18 protein-coding genes are annotated in these 18,708 nt (G+C 72.0%); 10 read left to right on the top strand and 8 right to left on the bottom strand.

Annotated features, from left to right (window positions below; genetic code table 11):
- Positions 1-6: 6 nt before the first annotated feature.
- Both AMOR_RS14370 and bcp read right to left on the bottom strand, forming a co-directional pair.
- On the bottom strand, positions 7-1,317 hold the full coding sequence (locus tag AMOR_RS14370; RefSeq protein ID WP_248362372.1) for an RsmB/NOP family class I SAM-dependent RNA methyltransferase: 1,311 nt from the start codon (positions 1,315-1,317) through the stop codon (positions 7-9).
- A gap of 12 nt (positions 1,318-1,329) precedes the next feature.
- On the bottom strand, positions 1,330-1,785 hold the full coding sequence (gene bcp / locus AMOR_RS14365) for a thioredoxin-dependent thiol peroxidase (RefSeq protein ID WP_248362370.1): 456 nt from the start codon (positions 1,783-1,785) through the stop codon (positions 1,330-1,332).
- A gap of 235 nt (positions 1,786-2,020) precedes the next feature.
- Between bcp and AMOR_RS14360 the strand changes: the two genes are divergently transcribed.
- The 4 genes from AMOR_RS14360 (at position 2,021) to AMOR_RS14345 (ending at position 6,168) form a co-directional block, all read left to right on the top strand.
- A complete protein-coding gene (locus AMOR_RS14360; RefSeq protein ID WP_248362367.1) occupies positions 2,021-2,962 on the top strand; it encodes a competence protein CoiA family protein in 942 nt (313 codons plus the stop codon).
- Positions 2,963-3,328: 366 nt separating this feature from the next.
- Positions 3,329-4,276 carry a 30S ribosomal protein S2 gene (rpsB, locus tag AMOR_RS14355; protein WP_248362523.1) on the top strand — a complete coding sequence of 316 codons (948 nt, stop codon included), beginning with the start codon at positions 3,329-3,331 and terminating at the stop codon, positions 4,274-4,276.
- Between the two features lie 91 nt (positions 4,277-4,367).
- A complete protein-coding gene (tsf, locus tag AMOR_RS14350) occupies positions 4,368-5,030 on the top strand; it encodes a translation elongation factor Ts (RefSeq protein WP_248362364.1) in 663 nt (220 codons plus the stop codon).
- Positions 5,031-5,274: 244 nt separating this feature from the next.
- Complete coding sequence (locus tag AMOR_RS14345) at positions 5,275-6,168, top strand: hypothetical protein (protein ID WP_248362361.1); 894 nt, start codon at positions 5,275-5,277, stop codon at positions 6,166-6,168.
- 485 nt (positions 6,169-6,653) lie between these two features.
- Here AMOR_RS14345 and AMOR_RS14340 read toward each other — a convergent pair whose 3' ends face one another.
- Entirely contained in the window at positions 6,654-7,223 is a 570-nt protein-coding gene (locus AMOR_RS14340; RefSeq protein WP_248362358.1) for a hypothetical protein, read from the bottom strand.
- Positions 7,224-7,246: 23 nt separating this feature from the next.
- Complete coding sequence (locus AMOR_RS14335) at positions 7,247-10,570, bottom strand: TonB-dependent receptor (protein WP_248362355.1); 3,324 nt, start codon at positions 10,568-10,570, stop codon at positions 7,247-7,249.
- 473 nt (positions 10,571-11,043) lie between these two features.
- Between AMOR_RS14335 and AMOR_RS14330 the strand changes: the two genes are divergently transcribed.
- Genes AMOR_RS14330 through AMOR_RS14315 form a run of 4 tightly spaced genes read left to right on the top strand, consistent with a single transcriptional unit; the run spans position 11,044 to position 13,518 of the window.
- Entirely contained in the window at positions 11,044-11,793 is a 750-nt protein-coding gene (locus tag AMOR_RS14330) for an energy transducer TonB (RefSeq protein ID WP_248362352.1), read from the top strand.
- Positions 11,794-11,848: 55 nt separating this feature from the next.
- Positions 11,849-12,610, top strand: coding sequence for a MotA/TolQ/ExbB proton channel family protein (locus tag AMOR_RS14325; protein ID WP_248362349.1), 762 nt, complete (start codon positions 11,849-11,851; stop codon positions 12,608-12,610).
- A gap of 39 nt (positions 12,611-12,649) precedes the next feature.
- The gene (locus tag AMOR_RS14320) at positions 12,650-13,063 is read left to right on the top strand and encodes an ExbD/TolR family protein (protein ID WP_248362346.1); all 414 of its coding nucleotides are present in this window, start codon (positions 12,650-12,652) and stop codon (positions 13,061-13,063) included.
- A 2-nt stretch (positions 13,064-13,065) separates the two neighbouring features.
- The gene (locus tag AMOR_RS14315) at positions 13,066-13,518 is read left to right on the top strand and encodes an ExbD/TolR family protein (RefSeq protein ID WP_248362343.1); all 453 of its coding nucleotides are present in this window, start codon (positions 13,066-13,068) and stop codon (positions 13,516-13,518) included.
- 60 nt (positions 13,519-13,578) lie between these two features.
- On the opposite strand, the gene AMOR_RS14310 is transcribed toward AMOR_RS14315, so the two are convergent.
- Positions 13,579-14,511, bottom strand: coding sequence for an RluA family pseudouridine synthase (locus AMOR_RS14310; RefSeq protein ID WP_248362340.1), 933 nt, complete (start codon positions 14,509-14,511; stop codon positions 13,579-13,581).
- A gap of 224 nt (positions 14,512-14,735) precedes the next feature.
- Between AMOR_RS14310 and AMOR_RS14305 the strand changes: the two genes are divergently transcribed.
- On the top strand, positions 14,736-15,308 hold the full coding sequence (locus AMOR_RS14305) for a FumA C-terminus/TtdB family hydratase beta subunit (RefSeq protein ID WP_248362337.1): 573 nt from the start codon (positions 14,736-14,738) through the stop codon (positions 15,306-15,308).
- 4 nt (positions 15,309-15,312) lie between these two features.
- On the opposite strand, the gene AMOR_RS14300 is transcribed toward AMOR_RS14305, so the two are convergent.
- Positions 15,313-15,900 (bottom strand): putative metallopeptidase, encoded by a 588-nt coding sequence (locus tag AMOR_RS14300; protein ID WP_248362334.1) that lies wholly within the window; start codon positions 15,898-15,900, stop codon positions 15,313-15,315.
- Between the two features lie 113 nt (positions 15,901-16,013).
- Between AMOR_RS14300 and AMOR_RS14295 the strand changes: the two genes are divergently transcribed.
- Positions 16,014-16,322 carry a hypothetical protein gene (locus tag AMOR_RS14295; RefSeq protein WP_248362331.1) on the top strand — a complete coding sequence of 103 codons (309 nt, stop codon included), beginning with the start codon at positions 16,014-16,016 and terminating at the stop codon, positions 16,320-16,322.
- On the opposite strand, the gene yhbY is transcribed toward AMOR_RS14295, so the two are convergent.
- Both yhbY and AMOR_RS14285 read right to left on the bottom strand, forming a co-directional pair.
- Positions 16,319-16,810, bottom strand: coding sequence for a ribosome assembly RNA-binding protein YhbY (yhbY, locus tag AMOR_RS14290; RefSeq protein ID WP_248362329.1), 492 nt, complete (start codon positions 16,808-16,810; stop codon positions 16,319-16,321). The two genes, AMOR_RS14295 and yhbY, sit on opposite strands and share 4 nt — an antisense overlap.
- Before the next feature lie 17 nt (positions 16,811-16,827).
- Entirely contained in the window at positions 16,828-18,705 is a 1,878-nt protein-coding gene (locus AMOR_RS14285; RefSeq protein ID WP_248362327.1) for a DnaJ domain-containing protein, read from the bottom strand.
- Positions 18,706-18,708 lie beyond the last annotated feature (3 nt).

Below are 18,708 nucleotides of genomic sequence, written 5' to 3'. Positions count from 1 at the left end.
GCCCCGCTACTTCGGCCGCGTGAACGCCGCCATGAAGAACCCGTCCGTCCCGTGCTTGTGCGGGAAGAGCTCGAGCCGGTTCCCCTCCACGCCGAGCGCGGCGGCCCGCTCCGCGCCGAGGAGCGGCGCGAGCGGTGCCGGGAGGAGCCCGAGCACCTTCTCCGCGTGCTCCGCGACGTCCGCGTTCTCGGTCCGGCCCATGGCGCAGGTCGCGTAGACGAGCCGGCCGCCCGGCTTGACCAGCGCCGCGAACCGGCCGAGCAGCTCCTTCTGCAGCACCGCGAAGCGCTCGGGATCGTCCGGCTTGAGGCGCCAGCGCGCGTCGGGCTTCCGGCGGAGGGTGCCGAGGCCGCTGCACGGCGCGTCGACGAGCACGACGTCGGCCCGGCCCTCGAGGTCGGCGATCGCGGCGGCCGCCTCCGGACCGGCCGGCACGGGCCGGGTGCGGAGGTTGTGCACGTGGGCGCGGCGCGCGCGGCGCTTCCCCTCGTCGAGCCGCCCCGGATCCGAGTCGAGGGCGAAGAGATCGCCCTTGTTGTGCATCTCCGCGGCGAGCGCGAGCGCCTTGCCCCCCGCGCCGGAGCAGGCGTCCACGACGAGCTTGCCCGGCCGCGCCCCGCAGGCGAGCGCGATGAGCTGGCTGCCCTCGTCCTGGATCTCGAAGCCGCCGTCCTGGAAGGACGCCAGGGCGAACGCGTTCTGGTGGCCGTCGAGGACGAGCCCCCACGGCGAGAAGCGGGTCGGCTCGGCGCCGACGCCCTCCTCGGCGAGGCGCGCCCGGAGCTTCTCCCGATCGTTCACGAGGAGGTTCGCCCGGACCGTGAGCGGAGCCCGCGCGTTCACCACCTTCGCGAGCGCCCGCGCCTCCTCCTCGCCCCGCTCCGCCACGAGGCGCTCGACGATCCAGCGCGGGAGCGACGCCTCCACCGCGAGCTTCTCCATGGGATCGGCGATGGCCGCGATCCGCGCGTCGCCGCCCTCGAGCCCGGCGAGCGCGCTCGCCTGGACCGCCACGCGGCGCGCCGCCTCGGGGACCGTCGCGCCGCCGGTGCGGACGAGCCACGCGGCGTAGCGCGTGGCGAGGTCGGGCTTGCCGCCGAGGAGCCAGTCGAGCTGCCCCTGGGAGCGGAGGATCCCGTAGACGGCCTCCGCCACGGTGCGACGCTCGTTCGCCCAGAGCTTGCGCTCGCGCCGCAGGACGCGCTCGAGCGCGCGGTCGGCGAGCCAGCCCTGGTCGTGGACGAGGCCGTGCACCTCGAGGACGAGGGCGTCGACGAGGTCGTTGCGGGGCGGGCGGAGGCGGTGCGGCTTGGACATGGAGCCGCGGTTCTACAGGCTCCCGAGCACGTCCGCCACGTGGCCGTCCACCTTCACCTTCGGAAAGACCTTCTCCACCTTGCCGTCGGGGCCGACGAGGACGGTGGTCCGGATCGTCCCCTCGACGGTCTTCCCGTACATGTTCTTCTCGCCCCAGGCGCCCCACGCCTTCTGCACCTTCGCGTCGGGATCGGAGAGGAGCGGGAACGGCAGCTCGAGCTTCTCCTTCCACTTCCGCTGCGCGTCGGGGGAGTCCTTCGAGATGCCCAGCACCGCCACGTCGTGCTTCTCGAACGCGTCGACTTCGTCACGGAAGTCGCTGGCCTCCTGCGTTCAACCCGAGGTGTTCGCCTTCGGGTAGAAGAAGACCACCACGCGCTTGCCCTTGAAGTGCGAGAGCTTCACGACCTCCCCGTTCTCGTCGGGGAGCGCGAAGTCCGGCGCCTTCTTGCCGACCTCGAGTGCCATCGAATCCTCCTCGTCGGAATCACCTACCCCGCCGCGCCGGGGACCGCAGGAGCCCGGGAGGGGAGCGTGGCGGCGCTCATCGGCTAGACTCCCGCCGATGCCGCGCCGGCGCACCCCCGTGAAGCATCCCGCCGTCGCGGCCGCCGGCGGCCCGATCCGCGCGCCGGTGCGCTCCGGGCTCCCCTTCGACTCCGCGCACGCTCCGCGTGCGCTACGCTCAGGGTGGTCGGATTCGGTGCAGCTCGCCTGGGCCCGCGATCGCGACGGGAACAAGCTCCACGTCGCCCGGGTGGATCCGAAGGACCGGCGCGCGCGCGGGCCCTTCACGTGCCTCGGCTGCGGCGAGCCCCTCGTGCCGCACCTCGGCGAGGTCCGCGCCCGGCACTTCGCGCACCTGCCCGGCTCCACCTGCCCGCTCACCGCGCCCGAGACCGCGCTCCACCTCGACGCGAAGGAGCGGCTCCTCGCGCTCTGCGCCGACGCGTTCGGCGGCGTCCGGCGCGTGACCGTGCTCGCCCGCTGCCCCTCGTGCCGGCGCCTCGCCCCGCGCGACCTCGCGGAGGAGGGCGACCGCGCGGAGCCGGAGGGCGCGGTCGGCCTGCTCCGCGCCGACGTGCTCGTCTCCCGCGGCGGTGCCCCGCGGCTCGCGCTCGAGGTGCTGGTCACGCACGCCGTCGAGCCGGAGAAGGAGGCCGCCCTGGCCGCCGCCGGCGTGCCCGCCGTCGAGGTCGACGCGACGGAGGAGTGGGAGCAGGACGGCTCGGAGGGCGTGTCCATCGTGGTCGCCCGGAGCCTCGGCTTCCCGCCCTGCCCGACGTGCGCCGCCCAGGCCCGCGCCGACGCCGACCGGGACCTCGGCGGCGAGGCGGCCGAGATCGCCGAGCTCGAGGCCTACCGGGCGCGCGGCCTCTTCGGCCCGGCCCCGCGGCAGACTGCCGCGTCCGCCCCGACCCAGAGTAGCTCGGGCACGAGCCCAGGCGACCAGCCACTCGCCCCCGGGGACCGCGCCGGCCTCGAGGCCCGGTTCACCTGCCCCGAATGCGGAGGGCGCGCGATCGGCTACGGAGCGCGGATCGCCCGGCATGCCTGTGAGGGGAAGGCCGCCCGCCCCATCGCCTGGCGCGGGTACGATGGCACGGTCGTCGAGCTGTCCTGGTGGCGCCGGCGACGGCCGTGACGCGTGCCGGCGCGTCGGCGCGCTAACCGGGCGTCGCGAGAGCAGAATTTCGGGTCTCGCCGACCCGCTTCCGGCCTTGCTGCGGACGCCCGTCTGTGTTAGATGACCGCCCTCCCGCGCGCCAGGGTGGCCGCGGGCCGCCGGCAGCATCGGCGGACGAAGCAAATACACACACTCCCGAGCAACGGCGCGCTCCGGTGCTCTCCGGTGGAACGGCTCTTCGAAGCGTTCTCCGGGTGTCGAGCGCGCCCGTGGAGTGGCGGACAACAACCGGAGAGAACCATGGAGACGCAGCAGCAGGACCCGACGACTCAGCCGCAGCAGCCCGCCCCCGAGGCGGCCCCTGTCGCCGCCGAGACGACCACGATGGCCGGCGCCCTGAGCCAGGGCGGGACCGCCATCACGATGAAGCAGCTCCTCGAGGCGGGCGTCCACTTCGGCCACCAGACGAAGCGCTGGAACCCGAAGATGAAGCCGTACATCTTCGGCGCCCGCAACGGCATCTACATCATCGACCTGCAGAAGACGGTCGGCCTCGCCCGCAACGCGCTCCGCTTCGTGTCGGACGCGGTCGCGAAGGGCGGCACCGTCCTCTTCATCGGCACGAAGAAGCAGGCCCAGGACGCCATCCGCGAGGAGGCCTCCCGCGCCGGCCAGTTCTTCGTCACGAACCGCTGGCTGGGCGGCACGCTGACGAACTTCAAGACCGTGAAGCAGGGCATCGACCGCCTGAAGACCATCGAGAAGATGGCGGGTGACGGCACCTACGAGCGCCTCCCGAAGAAGGAGGTCGCCCAGCTCGAGCGCGAGCGCGAGAAGCTCGAGAAGAACCTCGGCGGCGTGAAGGAGCTCTCCCGGCTCCCCTCCGCCCTCTTCGTCATCGACACGAAGAAGGAGCACATCGCGGTGCACGAGGCGAACCGCCTCGGCATCCCGGTGGTCGCGGTCGTCGACACGAACTGCGATCCCGAGGGCATCGACTACGTGATCCCCGGGAACGACGACGCGATCCGGTCGATCCGGCTCTTCACTGGCAAGGTCGCCGAGGCGTGCATCGAGGGCAAGGCGCGCTACGGCGCGTGGGTCGCCGAGCACGGCGGCCGCGACGAGCGGCGCGAGGGCGAGGAGGACCGCGACGCGGCCAGCGAGCGCGGCCAGAAGGATCGGCGTGATCGCCGCGATCGCCGTGGCGGCCCGCGCCGCGACCGCGAGCCGCGCGAGGACCGCGCCGCCGCCAGCGCCAACGTCGAGGTGGTCCGCAAGGGCGAGGTGACCGCCGCCCCCGCGGAGGGCGGCGAGGCGGCGAAGCAGTAGGACCGCTCACGGTTTCTAGGATGGAACCGGGGGCGGGCCCGCGTGGCCCGCCCCCATCATTTTACGGAAGAGAACGAAGGGAGCAGAGGACGTGGCCGAGATCAGCGCGAAGATGGTGTCGGAGCTCCGGGAGAAGACCGGCGCCGGGATGATGGACTGCAAGAAGGCGCTCACGGAGGCGGGCGGCGATCCCGCGAAGGCCGAGGAGGTGCTCCGGAAGAAGGGCCTCTCCGCCGCCGCGAAGAAGACCGGCCGCGCCGCCACCGAGGGCGCCGTCGCGAGCTACATCCACATGGGCGGCAAGATCGGCGTCCTCGTGGAGGTGAACTGCGAGACCGACTTCGTCGCGCGCACCGAGGGCTTCCAGGCGCTCGTGAAGGACATCGCGATGCAGATCGCCGCCGCCGCGCCGCTCTACGTCCGCCGCGAGGAGGTCCCGCCCGAGCTCGTCTCGAAGGAGCTCGAGATCGCGAAGGCGCAGATGCGCGAGCAGAAGAAGCCCGAGGCGATCCTCGAGAAGATCGCGCAGGGCAAGCTCGAGAAGTTCTACTCGGAGGTCTGCCTCCTCGAGCAGCTCTTCGTGAAGGACGACAAGAAGAAGATCCAGGACGTCGTGACCGAGGCGGTCGCGAAGATCGGCGAGAACATCCAGGTCCGCCGCTTCGCCCGCTTCGTCCTCGGCGAGGGCCTCGAGAAGAAGCAGGAGAACCTGGCCGAGGAGGTCGCCAAGACCGCCGCGGCGGCGCAGAAGTAACGCCTCGCTTCGCCAGCAGCCAGAAGCCCCGGTCCGCGCACGGCGGGCCGGGGCTTCGTCGTCTTCAGCGTCGCTTCACGCGCCACGTGCCCAGGCGCCCGCGCAGGCTCCCCGCCGCGACGTCGTTTCAGACCGAGAGTTCTACGACTCGGACCGGGCGACCGTTTCGCGACCGGTCACCGCCGGGCAAGTGCCGGATTCAACTGCGCTGTGCCCGGGCACGCTCGGTGCCTCGGCACGCCGCATGACTTCGCCACGCCAGGTGCTCCCGGGGACGACGTACCTCGTCACCCGCCGCTGTGCTCAGCGGCAGTTCCTCCTGAGGCCCTCCAGGGCGACCAACCAGCTCTTCCTGTATCTGCTTGTGGTCGCGGCGCGCCGGTTCGGGATCCAGGTCCACGCATTCTGCGTGCTATCGAACCACTTCCACCTCGTCGTGACCGACCTCGACGCGCGGCTTCCGGCGTTCCACCAGTTCCTCGATGCCCTCGTCGCTCGCGCGGTCAACGCGGCGCTCAGCCGTTGGGAGGCGTTCTGGGCACCGAACAGCTACAGCGCGGTGAAGCTCGTCTCGCCGAGCGACATCGTCGACAAGATCGCGTACGTGCTCGCGAACCCCGTGGCCGCGGGCCTGGTCGGATCCGGCAGCGCGTGGCCCGGCCTCTGGTCCGCACCAGAGTGCATCGGCGGCGATCCGCTCGCGGCGACGCGCCCGAAGCACTTCTTCGACCCGAAGGGCGTGATGCCGGACCAGGTGACGCTCCCGCTCACGACACCGCCCGGGTTCGCTTCCGCCGAGCAGTTCAGGACGGAGCTGCTGCACGCACTCGAGGAGCGGGAGGCGGAAGCGCGGTCCCTTCACTGCGTACGTCGAGGGTTCCTCGGCGTCGCCCGCGTGCTCGCGCAGAAGCCGACGGCTCGTCCTGCGCCGGGCGAGCCCCGCCGGACCCTCAACCCGCGGGTCGCCGGGCGAGACAAGTGGAAGCGGATCGAGGCGCTCGGCCGGCTCGTGGAGTTCGTGAAATCGTACCGCGACGCGTGGGCAGCGCGGCGCGCCGGGGAGGAAGAGGTCGTGTTCCCCGCTGGCACGTACCTGCTGCGCGTTATGCACGGCGTGGCGTGCGCAGCGTACGGTTAGTGCGCCATCGGCATCGCTTCCGGACCTCCCCCACGACAAACACGATCGCGCGCCGGCTCCGCCGTGCTGGGCATCGGTGCGCCTTCGCTCACGGGCACGACTGACGGGTGCCGGGACCCACCTGCTGCGCCACTTACGAATATCGGGGAACTCTCGGTCCGGGCCTCCCACGACACGCCGTGCTGGGCATCGGTGCGCCTTCGCTCACGGGCACGACTGACGGGTGCCGGGACCCACCTGCTGCGCCACTTACGAATATCGGGGAACTCTCGGTCCGGCCTCGGAACTCTCGGTCCGGGCCTCCCGAGTCCCGGGGGGCCATGGCGTGATGGTCTGCGTCGCCTGGTTCCTGAGCCTCGACCTGCGGCGCGTGCCCGAGGCGCCCGCGCAGCCACCCCGCCAACTCCCGGTCCGGGTCTTGAAAAGCAGGAGGGGAGCCGGTCGGAACCGGCTCCCCTCCGTGTCTTCACGATCCCTTCAGCCGACTAGTTCGTCGTGAGGCTGACCGGGATCTCGAGGGCGTTGCCCTGCTTGTCCTTGATGGACCCGCTGAACGTGTACGTCGTGCCCGCCGTGAGGGGCTCCGCGTCGCCCCAGCCCGTGGAGTCCGGGACGCAGGAACGGTAGATGACGATCGACGCGCCCTGCTTCGTCCCGTCCGGCGAGGCCGGGTCGTAGCAGGCGTACCAGGTCGGCGTCTCACCCACGTTCGCGCAGGGCGCGGCGGGCTTCGACTCCGCAACCGTGAGCCAGTTGTTGGCCGGGACGCAGCTCGCCGTGGACTGCTGCACGGTCGCACCGTCCATCAGCTTGTTCAGGATGACGAACACGAGGTAGTTCGCGCTCGCGTCCACCCCGGTCAACGTCCACGGCCCGCCCGGCGTGGCGGGCGCCGTCGCCGTGTTCGGTGGGGCACCGAGGGCCGCGTTCGCCGGGTCGGGGGTGACGACCTGCTGGATCGCGGGCGTGCCGCCGTTCAGGTCGCTGCCGTACGGGTCACACGCGAGCCCCGTCGCGGCCGCGATCGCCAGGACTGCCAGAATGCGCTTGGTCATTGTCGTTCCTCCTGGGGTCGCGCCTAGAAGGACAGGGCGAGGGACAGGCGCAGAGAGAGCGGAGCCTGGATCGCCGTGGTGGCGCGGTCGGTCTTGCCCCAGTTCGGGTTGAGGGTGACGGCGCGGCCGTCGATCGTCTTCAGGTAGGCGAGGTCCGGACAGGCGCCCTTGAGCGACTGGATGGGGTTCGCCGTGCCCGCCGCGCTGTTCTTGCAGTTCGCCGGGATCGTGTGGACGGTATCGAACGTGTAGTCCTGATCGTACGTCAGCGTCTCCTGCGAGTTGAAGACGTTGAAGACGTCGACCCGGAACGCGAGCGCGACCGGCGGACGGATGACGTAGGACACGGCGCCGCCGAGGTCGATGGTGTTGGTCCACGGCGTGCGGCCGGCCTGGCCGCGCGGGATGATGAACGCCTGGCTGGGGCCGTAGTCGTTCACGCCGGCGCCGAGGGCGTTCACCGGCGTACCGGACAGGCCGGTGTACGCGCCGGAGGCCGTCACGTTGAACCGCGGGTTGAGGGTGAAGGTGTACGCGCCGTAGAGCTTGATCTGGTGGGTCTGGTCACCCGGCAGGTAGCCCTTCTTGTTCGCCATGAGCGCGGCGAGGTCGTACTCGGAGGTGATGCCCGGGTCGAGCTGGCCGTCCTCCGGGCGGTACGGACCCGGGTAGTTACCGCGGAGCACCGAGTACGTGTAGCTGGCCTGCGCGAGCCAGCTCTTCGAGAACGACTTGGTCGCCTTGAAGGTCAGGCCGTCGTAGGACCGCTCGGGCGTCGGGAACGTGATCTGGATCGACCGGCCGGTCTGGGGGTCCACCGTGGTCACGAACTTGGAGTTGGAGGTGCGAAGGCCGGTGACCGGATCCACTGGAGCGTTCGGATCGGGGATCGTGCGGTCGCGGCCGGGGTTGCCGATGAAGTACGAGCCGCCGTCGTTCGAGGACATGTCCTCGATGACGTTGCCCTGCCGGCGGGCCTGCCACTCGACGCCGAGCGAGAGGTCCGAGAGGATCTCGTACTCCGCCTGCGCGCCGAACTGGTCGACGAACGCACCCTTCAGCCCGGGGTCGGCGGGGGTGAGCGGCGCGCCCGTGAGCCGGTAGTCGTTGTTCGGGCCGGAGGTGGGCACGATCTGGCAGGTCGAGGCCGTCGGGCCGCCCGGGAAGTTCAGGCCGCGCGGATCGAAGGCACCAGCGGCGCCGTTCGAGAGGTCCGCAGGGAGGCCGCAGCTCTGGCCGTTGAGGGTGTAGCGGAGGCTGATCTCGGAGCCGAAGGCGCGGTCACCCATGTCGAGCGGCATCGCGTAGTAGAAGCGGCCCCACGAGGCGGCGGCCTTGCCGCGGCCGTTGCCCGTGAAGTCCCAGATCGCCTGGACGCGCGGCGACCAGTTGTCCTTGATGTCGAAGCCCGTCGAGTTCGTGAAGGTCAGGTTCTTCATCGACTGGGTCTCGAGGCGGAGACCGTAGTTCAGCGTGACGTTCGGCAGGAAGCTGAACTGCCAGCTGTCCTGCAGGAAGTAGCCGAAGCTGTCGCTCTCGGACTTGTTGGTCGGGTTCGTGCGGGACACCAGCGTCGCGTCGTCGGTGCCGATCACGCCCGTCGTCGGATCCGGCGGGGCGTTGATGATGCCGTACCCGCGGTACGCCGCGAAGTTGCCCGAAGCGCTGGCGCGGTAGTACGCGCCGCCCGAGTACCGCTTCGAGATGTCGTAGTCGAGCCGCTCGAGGTCGATGCCGCCCTTCACGTTGTGCTGGCCGAGGCCGTCGAAGAGGTACGAGGCGGTCGCCTTGCCGTTGTAGCGGTTCGTCGTCCAGTCGAAGATGCCGCCGGAGCCGCCGGTCTGGTAACCGAACACCGGGCAGTCCGCCGCGCCGCAGCCCGGCGCGCTCTCGAACTGGGTGAGCGGCCGCTCCGAGGTCCACTCGATCGTCGGCGTCTGCTGGAGCGGGAGGCCGTCGACCGTCTTCGCCTGCGGCGTGTTGTACGTACCGTACCAGCCGAGCTGGACCTCACCGATGAGCCGCTTGTCGAGGAACTTGCCGGCCCACCGGCCGAGGACGCCGGTCTGGCCGTCGTCCACGTACGCGAAGCGCGCGGACGGCGAGTTGTACATCGCGCCCGCGAAGAAGCCCTGGCGGAGCGAGGTGCGGGAGGACGGCGCGCCCCAGCCGGACACCGTGATCGAGTTCGTCTCGTTGAGGAGGTACGTCAGCTTGCCGACCCACTGGTAGGTCGTGCGCTGGATGGAGTTGTTGTTCGCCAGGCCGGGCAGCTGCTCCTGCAGCGAGTCGCCCGTCGACGTGTTCACGCACTCGCCGTTGTTGCCGGTCGCCGCCGAGCCCGCCGGGCAGTTGCCGGAGGCGTCGGGCAGGATGTTCCGGCGGACGAACCGCTCGTAGTAGGTGCGCTGGATGACCGGCGCGAAGCCGGCGTAGAACCACAGCTTGTCCTTGAGGACCGGGCCGCCGAGCTCGAAGCCCATGTCGAGGCCGAAGGTGCCGGCGCTCGGGTTGGTGCGGTACGCGAGCGCCTCGCCGGACGCGCCGACCGCCTTGCCCTTCGGCTCCACGAGCATGCTCGGCGTGAACGCCGAGAACACCGATCCGTGGAACTCGTTCGAGCCGGACTTGAGGACGGCGTTCAGGATGCCGCCCGTCGCGCGGCCGTACTCGGCCGAGAACGAGCCGGTCTTGACGTCGATCTCCTCGAGGAAGTTGGTGCGGAGCGCCGGCGGGCCGTTCAGCGTGGTGCGCGTGCCGAAGGTCGGGTCGGTCGTGTTGAGGCCATCGACGATGTACTGGTTCTCAGGCGACTGCGCGCCCGCGAAGGAGATGCCGTAGAGGTCGTTGCGCGCGGTCGGGGCGACGACGGCGACCTGCTCGAAGCCGCGGGCCACCGGGATCGACGAGATGAACTCCTTCGAGACGACGGCGCCCGCCTCGGCGGAGCCGACGTTCACGACCGGTGCCGTGCCGGTCTTCACGACCTGCTCCTCCATCTGCACGGCCTCGGGGACCACCGCCATGTTGGCGCGGATGGTCTTGTCCTGGCTCAGGCGGATGTCGGAGCGCGACGCGTCCTTGTAGCCGCCGAGCTGGACCGTGAGGGCGTACTCGCCGGGAGGGAGCAGCGTGATGCGGTAGTTACCGCCGTTGTCCGTCACCGCCGTCTGCTGGCCCTGAAGGCTCGAGCTCGTGGCGATGACGACGGCGCCGGCAACCGGCTTGCCGGTCGAGGCGTCGGTCACGACGCCGATGATCGTACCGGTGGTTTGAGCAGAAGCGACGCCCGCGAACAGGAGCGCGAGCGGCGCGATCCGCAGGAGGCGCAGCAACTTCTTCCTCATGACTTCCTCCAGGGAGAGAGGCACTCAGCCGCAGCCAGAAGGGCAGACGCCCTCGCGGGGGGACTCCGCTCGGACGACCGACCGACGGGTCAATTGGTCGACGGTATTAGGCCCCTGCTGTCAGGAATGTCAAGCCATCGTCAGCTGTTATCGGAGGCCGGCCTTCATATCCCCAGAAGGGTAGAAAACACTCGGAGTCATTGCCGTTTTCCAAAAGGGACTACAGTACGCCGCTTTAGAGTGATGCCAGCGCGCTGGACGGCGCGCGTCAATCCGCGACATGGACGCGAACTCGGCGATGGAGCGACGCCAGATCTTCCGTTCTGGCGCCGCGCGCCGGGCGATCACGGACGCTCCGTGCGCGCGCCGCGCCAGAACGATGGTCAAGTATTGACAAGGGGATGGGGGAACGACTAGGAAGCGAGGCTTCTTTTTCCCTGCTGATTCTGCCGTCAATTCCCGAGCGAGCCGCGATGTTCGACGAGGTCACGAAGCAAGAGGGCGGGAAGCAGGCTGCGAAGCGGGCCGGGTACGTCCTCGGCTCGACCGTGTTCCAGGTCGCCCTGGTCGTCGGGATCATCGCCGCCTCAGCCGCCATCAAGGCGAAGGTGATCGACGAGCCGGTCGTCCCGGTGACGATCGTCCGTCAGGCCGTGCCCCCGCCTCCCCCGCCACCGCCCGCGCCGCCTCCCGCCGCCCGGAAGCGCCCGCCCTCGGACAAGCCGAAGACGGACCTCCCGAAGCCGCCGCCGCCGCAGGCCCTCCTGCAGCCGAAGGAGGTCCAGGAGCAGATGAAGGCGCCGGATCCGAACGAGCCGCCCGAGCCGGAGTACGACTACGGCGACGCGGCGTCGGGCGAAGGCGTCGTCGGCGGCGTCGTCGGTGCCGCTCCGGCGCAGCAGAACCAGATCGAGGACGCGCCGGCGTTCGCCACCGCCGGCTACAAGAAGCCGCAGATGGCGCAGCCGGGCTGCGTCCAGAGCTCCGTCCGCGTGCCGCGCGAGCTCGCCGGGTTCGTCTCCGGACCGGTCCAGGTGAAGTTCGCGGTCGGCAAGGACGGCCAGCCGAGCCGGTTCGAGACGCTCACCTCCGTGCCGGACAAGCGCATCGCCGACGAGATCTGGAAGGCCGTCCAGTCGTGCAAGTGGGTCCCCGGCGCCGACGCCCAGGGCCGGCCCACGTCGATCTGGGTGATCCTCCCCATCCGCTTCACCGGCGGCTAGCCGCCGCGCAAAGGATCCGCAGCTCCCGTCTTTCGTTTCCCCAAGGAGATTCTCGATGTCGCTCCCCCTCGTAGACGTGATCCACCAGCTGGCGCTGACGCAGAACGCGCCCGAGGCCGTGTCGTTCGACCTCGTGCACATGTGGAAGACGATGGGCCCGTTCGCGAAGTTCATCGCGGGCGTCCTCGCCGTCATGAGCATCTACTCGCTCGGCGTCATGGCGGAGCGGCTCGTCACGTTCGCGCGCGCGCAGAAGGCGTCCCGCCAGTACGCGGCGGCGCTCCGCGACCTGCTCCCCTCCGCGAAGTTCGCGGACGCCGTCGAGCTCTCCCGCAAGCTGAAGCGCGGCCACCTGCCGAAGGTGCTCGGCCTCGCGATCGAGGAGTACAGCCGCGGCGTCGAGGCGCTGAAGCACGCCGGCCCGCGCGACGTCGGCAACTTCGACGTGATCGCCGCGGTGAACCGCGCCGTGGAGCGCAGCTCGCTCCGCACCGTGAACGATCTCCGCCGCGGCCTGGGCGCGCTCGCCACCGTCGGCTCGACGGCGCCGTTCGTCGGCCTCCTCGGCACCGTCGCCGGCATCATCACCGCGTTCCAGGCGATGGCCGCCACCGGCTCCGGCGGCCTCGGCTCCGTCTCGGCCGGTATCGCCGAGGCGCTCGTGACGACGGCGTTCGGCCTCCTCGTCGCGATCCCCGCCGTGATGATGTTCAACTACCTCACGAACCGGGTCGAGGACATGCAGGTCGACATCACCGACTCCGCCACCGAGCTCCTCGACTTCTTCATGAAGGAAGGCCGCGAAGGGTCGAAGTAGCGCCGCTGCCGGTACGGCCCGAGCGAGGAGACCTGAGCGATGTCCATGGACGTTGGTGGCAAGGGGGTGAAGAGCGAGATCAACGTGACGCCGCTCGTCGACGTCGTGCTGGTCCTGCTCATCATCTTCATGGTCATCACGCCGATGCTCCAGCGCGGGAAGCCGGTCGTCCTCCCGGACGCGCGGCACGTCTCGGCGCTGAAGCAGGGCGGTGACCCGATCCTCGTGTCGGTGACCCGCGACGGGAAGATCTGGATCGACAAGGACGAGGTCTCGAAGGAAGACCTCGCGAACATGCTCGGCATCCAGATGCAGGTGCACCCCGGCGCGCCGGTGCTCGTGAAGGGCGACCGCGACGTCGAGTACAAGACGATCCGCGAGATGGTCCTCGAGATCTCGAAGACCCACCTCCTCGGCGTCTCCCTCGCCGCCACGCAGATCAAGGAGAAGTAGCCATGGCGATGGGGCTCGGGTCCAAGCGACCCGTCACCGACATCAACGTCACGCCGCTCATCGACGTGGTGCTCGTGCTGCTCATCATCTTCATGGTGCTGACGCCGCTCGCGGAGAAGCAGAAGTTCCTCCGCGTCCCGGACTTCCAGCCCGACGTGCAGCCGGTGCCGCCGGACGCGGTCCCGCCGGATCAGACCGTCCTCACCGTCCTCAAGAACGGCCACGTCCTCCTGAACAAGCAGGAGATGACGGTCGAGGACGCGATGCAGCGGCTCCACGTCGCGTACGATGGGCGGCCCTCGAAGGTCCTCTTCTTCAACGCCGAGGACGCGGTGAAGTACGACCAGGCCGTGCGCGTGCTCGACGCGGCGCACGGCTCCGGCGTGAACACCATCGGCATGATGACGGACGCGCCGATCACGGCGGCGGCCGGCGTGCCGGCAGAGCCGCAGTAGCCGCGCGCCCAGGAGCGCGAGGCACCGGGGCCGGCTCGCGAGAGCCGGCCCTTCGTGTTTCTACCCCGGCGGCAGCCGCGCGAGCACGGCCTCGAGCTCGCGCGGGAGCGGGCTCTCCGCGGCGACGCGCCCGCCCTCGGGCGCGTCGAACGCGAGCCGCGCCGCGTGCAGGAAGTGGCGCTCGAGGCCAGGGAGCGCCGCCGCCGGGCCACCGTAGAGCACGTCGCCCGCCACCGGGTGCCCGAGCAGCGCGAGGTGGGCGCGGATCTGGTGCATGACCCCGGTGGTGATCCGGACGCGCAGCAGCGTGTGCGCCGCGAACCGGCGCTCGGGCTCGTAGAAGGTCTCCGCGGGCCGCGGCTTGAGCCCCTTCGCGAGCAGCCGGTCCTCGGCCTCCGCGTCCGGCGCCGCGACGACTCGGCCGCCGCGCTGCGCGAGCGGCGCGGAGGAGACCCCCCCCGCGGCGAGCCGGCCGGCGACGAGGGCGCGGTACACCTTCTCGACCGTGCGCGCCCGGAGCTGCGCGTGCAGCGCCTCCCAGGCCTCGGGATCGCGCGCGAACAGGACACACCCGCTCGTCTCGAGATCGAGCCGCTGGACGGCGCCCCCCTCCCGCGGATCCGGCGAGGCCGCGGCGCACTCCGGGTACCGGGCCGCCACCGCGTTCGCGAGCGTGCCGCCCTCCCCGGGCGCGAGCGGGTGGACCGCGATCCCGGCCGGCTTGTCGACGACCACGAAGCGGGGCGCCTCGAGGACGACCGCGAGCGGCGCGTCCGGCTCGGGCGCGGGCGGGCCGGCGGGCTCCTCCACGTCGAGCTCCACGAGCGCGCCGGGAGCGGCGGGATCGCTCGCCCGCGCGCGCCGGCCGCGGACGCGCACCTCTCCCAGGGCGAAGGCGCGCTTCACCGCGGCGCGGCCGAGGCCGAGCGCGTCGGCGAGGGCGCGGTCGAGCCGCCCCTGCGCGGTGAGCGGCAGCCGGATCTCGCGTTTCACGCTCCGTCCTCTCTCCCGCGCCCCATGGCACGGGCGCTCCCGGCGGCCCGGGCAGTGCCCGGTGACCGTCGCCGTCGCCACTCTTGGACCGTGGTGCGGCCGTTCCGCGGAGCCCCAACTGGAGATAGACGACCCGATCGGCCGACCGCAAGGGCCAACTGGGAGCGCACGGATTACATGAAGCTGGAAGGATCTGCGGCGCTTCACGTCGCGTGAGGAGCACCATGCCGAGGACGCTCGAGCTGCCCGTGACCGCCGAGGCGATCCGCGAGCTCCGCGTGGGGGACGAGGTCCGCGTGCACGGGCGGATCATCACCGCCCGCGAGGCGGCGCACCGGTGGCTCGCCCGCACCGACGAGCCGATGGTCCGCGCCTGGGCGGACGGTGGCCTCGTCTACCACTGCGGGCCGGTGGTGGCGCGCGATCCCGCGACCGGCGCCTGGCGCTTCGTCGCGGCCGGGCCGAGCGCCTCGCTGCGCATGGAGCCCTGGGAGGCGGACGTCCTCGCGCGCTACGGGCTCCGCGCCGTGCTCGGCAAGGGTGGCATGGGCCCGCGCACGCGGGACGCGCTGCAGAGGCACGGCGCCGTGTACCTCCACGCCGTCGGCGGCCTCGCGGTGACGCTCGCGCGTCACGTGACGCGCGTCCTCGGCGTGCACCTCCTCGACGAGCTCGGGATCACCGAGGCGGTCTGGCACGTCGAGGTCGCGGACCTCCCCGCCGTCGTCACGATGGACGCGCACGGCGACGACCTCCATGCGCCGCGCGAGGCCGCGGCGCCGGCGGAGCCGGCGTAGGGTCTCAGGGTCGCGCCGCCCGCCGCGTCCGCATGCGCGCGAGCCCGTAGAAGAGCTGCTTCTCCGTGTAGACCTTCCGCGCCCCCTCATTCGCGGCGCGCGACGAGCCGGGCCGCTCGAGCCACATCCGCGCGCGCACGACGCCCTCGTGGCCGAAGGGCGCGAGGATCTCGGCGGGCGCGACCGCCAGGTACCGCCGCAGGAGTGCGCGGATCTTCCGGTTGTACCGGGAGCGAGGCAGCCGCGCGTGGCGGCGGCCGCGGTGGAGCGTGCCGTCGAAGCGGTTCGACGCGTGGTAGAGCTCGTGGAGGATGGTCGCGATCCGCTCCTCCGGCGTCGACGCGAGGAACCAGAGCGGACGGAGCGTGACGACGTAGAGGATCCGGCGACCCTTCACGCGGATGACCGGTCGCCCGGTCTGCGAGCGGCCCGTCCCGTGCGCCGGCCGGATCGTCGCGCGCGAGCTCCGCCGCGCCTCCCCGGCGACGACGAGCACGCGAGACGCGCGGACGTGCTCGAGCTCCGGCACGCGCGCCGCGACGTCGCGGACGAGCCGCTTCACCGCCAGCGTGACGTTCAGGCGCTGGGCCATCGCGGCGAGCATCGCCCGGGATCGCCACTGCCACAAGAACGTACCTGCCGAGTCGAGCTAGCACCTTGGGGGCGGCTTGAACGCCCCGCGGGGGGCCGCTAGCATGCCGGGCCGTGTCCATCCTCGTCGCGCTCGCCGTCGCGGTCCTGACCATCAACTTCGTCCGGTGCCAGAAGACCGAGCGAGCGCTCGCCGCGGAGGTCGCGGCGCTCGGAGAGCGCGTCCGCGAGCTGCAGACGCGCGTCGACGCCGCCGAGGCGGACGTCGCGCACGCCGTCACGCAGGGTGACATCGCGGAGAGCCTCCTCCTCGAGAAGGGCATCGCCGACGAGGAGGACATCGAGGCCGTGCGGCGCCGGTTCGGCGACGCCGACGCGACGGCGACGGCGGACGCCGGCGGCCGGGACGGCGAGCTGCACTAAGGGCGGCGCTTCGGGGGCGCGCGCCTGGCGCCCGCCGAGGCACGACGGCCGGTCGCTGCTGCGCCCCTCCCCCGCTTCGCGGGGGCCCGCGTGCTGCCGCCCCGCCCCTTCGGCGCGCGCCGCGGCTTCTCGCGCTCGACCACCTCCGCCGCGGCGCCTGGCGCGCGCGGCTCGAACCGCGGCTTCTCGGGGTGCTTCCGGTAGACGAGGACCGTCCGGCCGAGGATCTGCGCCACCTGCGCGCTGGACTCCTCGCCGAGGCGATCGGCGACCTCGAACCGATCCTCCGGGCTCTCGGTCCCGATCTTCACCTTCACGAGCTCGTGCGCGAGCAGCGCCTCGTCGAGCTGGCGGAGGACGGGCTCGGTGAGACCTTCCTTGCCGACCTGCACGATCGCGGAGAGGTGGTGGCCCGCCGCCCGCAGCGTCTTGCGGAGCTTGGACGACGGCATGAGGGCACGCTTCTTCGGGTTCGTCGGTGCGGGCATGGGCTCCTGCGGGGAGGTCACTTCTTCAGATACTTGAGCTCGCGAAGCAGCTCGGCGTGATCCGGGGCCACGTGGAGCCCGCGGCGGAGGTGCCGCTCGGCGCCGGCCGCGTCCCCGGCGAGCTTCGCCATCTGGGCGAGGAACAGATAGCCCGGCACGCACATCATGTTCTTCCGGAGGGCCGCCTCGATGGCGGCCGCGCTCTCGGCGTGCTGCCGCTTCTTGTCGGACGCGAGCAGGAAGTGGCACCACGCGAGCCAGATCCCGAACTCGGCCTCGTCGGGGTTCAGCTTCAGCGCCTCCTCGAGCTTCGCCCGCGCCTCCTCGTAGCGGCGCCCCTTCACGAGGAGCGTGGCCGTCTGGAACACGTTCTCCGCGTGGAGGATGTTCATCACGTCGACGTTGGCGGCGCCGCCGGAGGCGAGCTCCTGGACGTAAGCGGCGCGTCGTCCATCGTCGGAGAGGACGCTCCACGCGTCGCTCACCCTCGCGAACACGTCCGCGCAGAGGTTCCTCACCTCGGGCGAGGCGGTGCCCGGCACCGCGTCGGGGTGGTACAGCTTCGCGAGCTGGAAGTAGGCGATCTTCACCTGCGCCGGCTGGGTGTCGCGCTTCACCCCGAGCACCTCGAAGTGGTCCTTGCCGGCGAGCTTCGCGATCATCGCCTGCAGCGCGGCGGGGTCGAGCGACGGCGGGGTCGCCGGCCTCGGCGCGGGGGTCACGGTCGGCCTCGGCGCGGGCGTGACGGCCGGCCTCGGCGGCGCGGGCGTGACGGCAGGCCTCGGAGCGGGCGTGGCGGCAGACGTGGGCGCGGAAGCGACCGCGGGCCGCGGCGGTGCCGGCTCCGCTGCGTGCGCGGCGGCCTTCGCGGGAGCTGCGGCGGGCGCGGCCGGCGGAGGGGGCCCGCTCGGAGCCGTCGGGGGCGGCGGCATGGCGGCGGCCGGCGGCGGCGCGACGCCCTTCCGGACCGCGCCGAACGCCGCGAGGTCGAGCTCGGCGAGGAGGAGCGCCACCCTCAGGATGGTCGCGGCCTCGGCGGGATGGCCGGTGGCGATCTCGGCGGGGCTCCGCGCGCCGTCGAACAGCGCGGCGGCGCGGGCCTCCTGTGGCGTGAGCCGGAGGTCCTCGATCAGGACGCGCCCTGCGACCCTCGAGATCGCCCGCGCCTCGCGCTCGCCGAGGCGCCGCTTCACCGCCCCAACGTCGAGGCTGCGCACCGCGGCGCCGAGCGCCGCGAACGGAGCGCCGAGCGAGAACCCGGAGGGCGGCGGCGGGATCCCGGGCTCCCAGGAGAACGCCCCCGCCTCCGCCGCGAGCGCGCGGGCGACGAGCGCCGCCCGGTGCTCGTGGAGCAGCCCGGCGACGTCGCCGGGGGGCACGAGGCCGGCGGCGATGAGGGCGCCGGCGAGATCGCCGCCCGCCGCGGGACGCGCGCCCTCCGCCTGCACGAGCTTCTCCGGCGTGAGGACGCCCTTCCGGACGAGGAAGCGGCCCAGATCCTCCGCGGGATCGGACGACGCGACGTGCACGACGGCGCCCTTCTTGAAGACGAGCGCGTACGACCGCCCCTCCGGCGCAACGGTCAGGCGGCCGCTCGCGACGGTCGCGGCGGCGAGCCCGAAGAGCCGGAGCGCCGAGTCGGTCTCGAGGCGTCCCTGCAGCGAGAGCCCGGCCGCGATCGCCGCGTCCGCGCCGACCTGGCGCGCGGCCATGCCGTACGACGCGACGGGTGCGGCGGGCGGCGGCGGGGGCCGCGGCTCCGGCGGCGGCCGGACCTGCGCCGGCGGCCTGTAGCCCTCCGGGACGCGGTCGAGCTTCGGCGGCGCCGCCGGCGCCGCCGCCGGACGGGGCCGGGGCGGCGTCGGCGCGGGGGGCTTTCCGGCGGAGTCGCTCAAGCG

Origin of the sequence: Anaeromyxobacter oryzae, assembly GCF_023169945.1 — a bacterium.
GTDB lineage: Bacteria > Myxococcota > Myxococcia > Myxococcales > Anaeromyxobacteraceae > Anaeromyxobacter > Anaeromyxobacter oryzae.
Note: the sequence above shows the minus strand (reverse complement) of the source record. Positions and strands in the feature narration are given on the sequence as shown.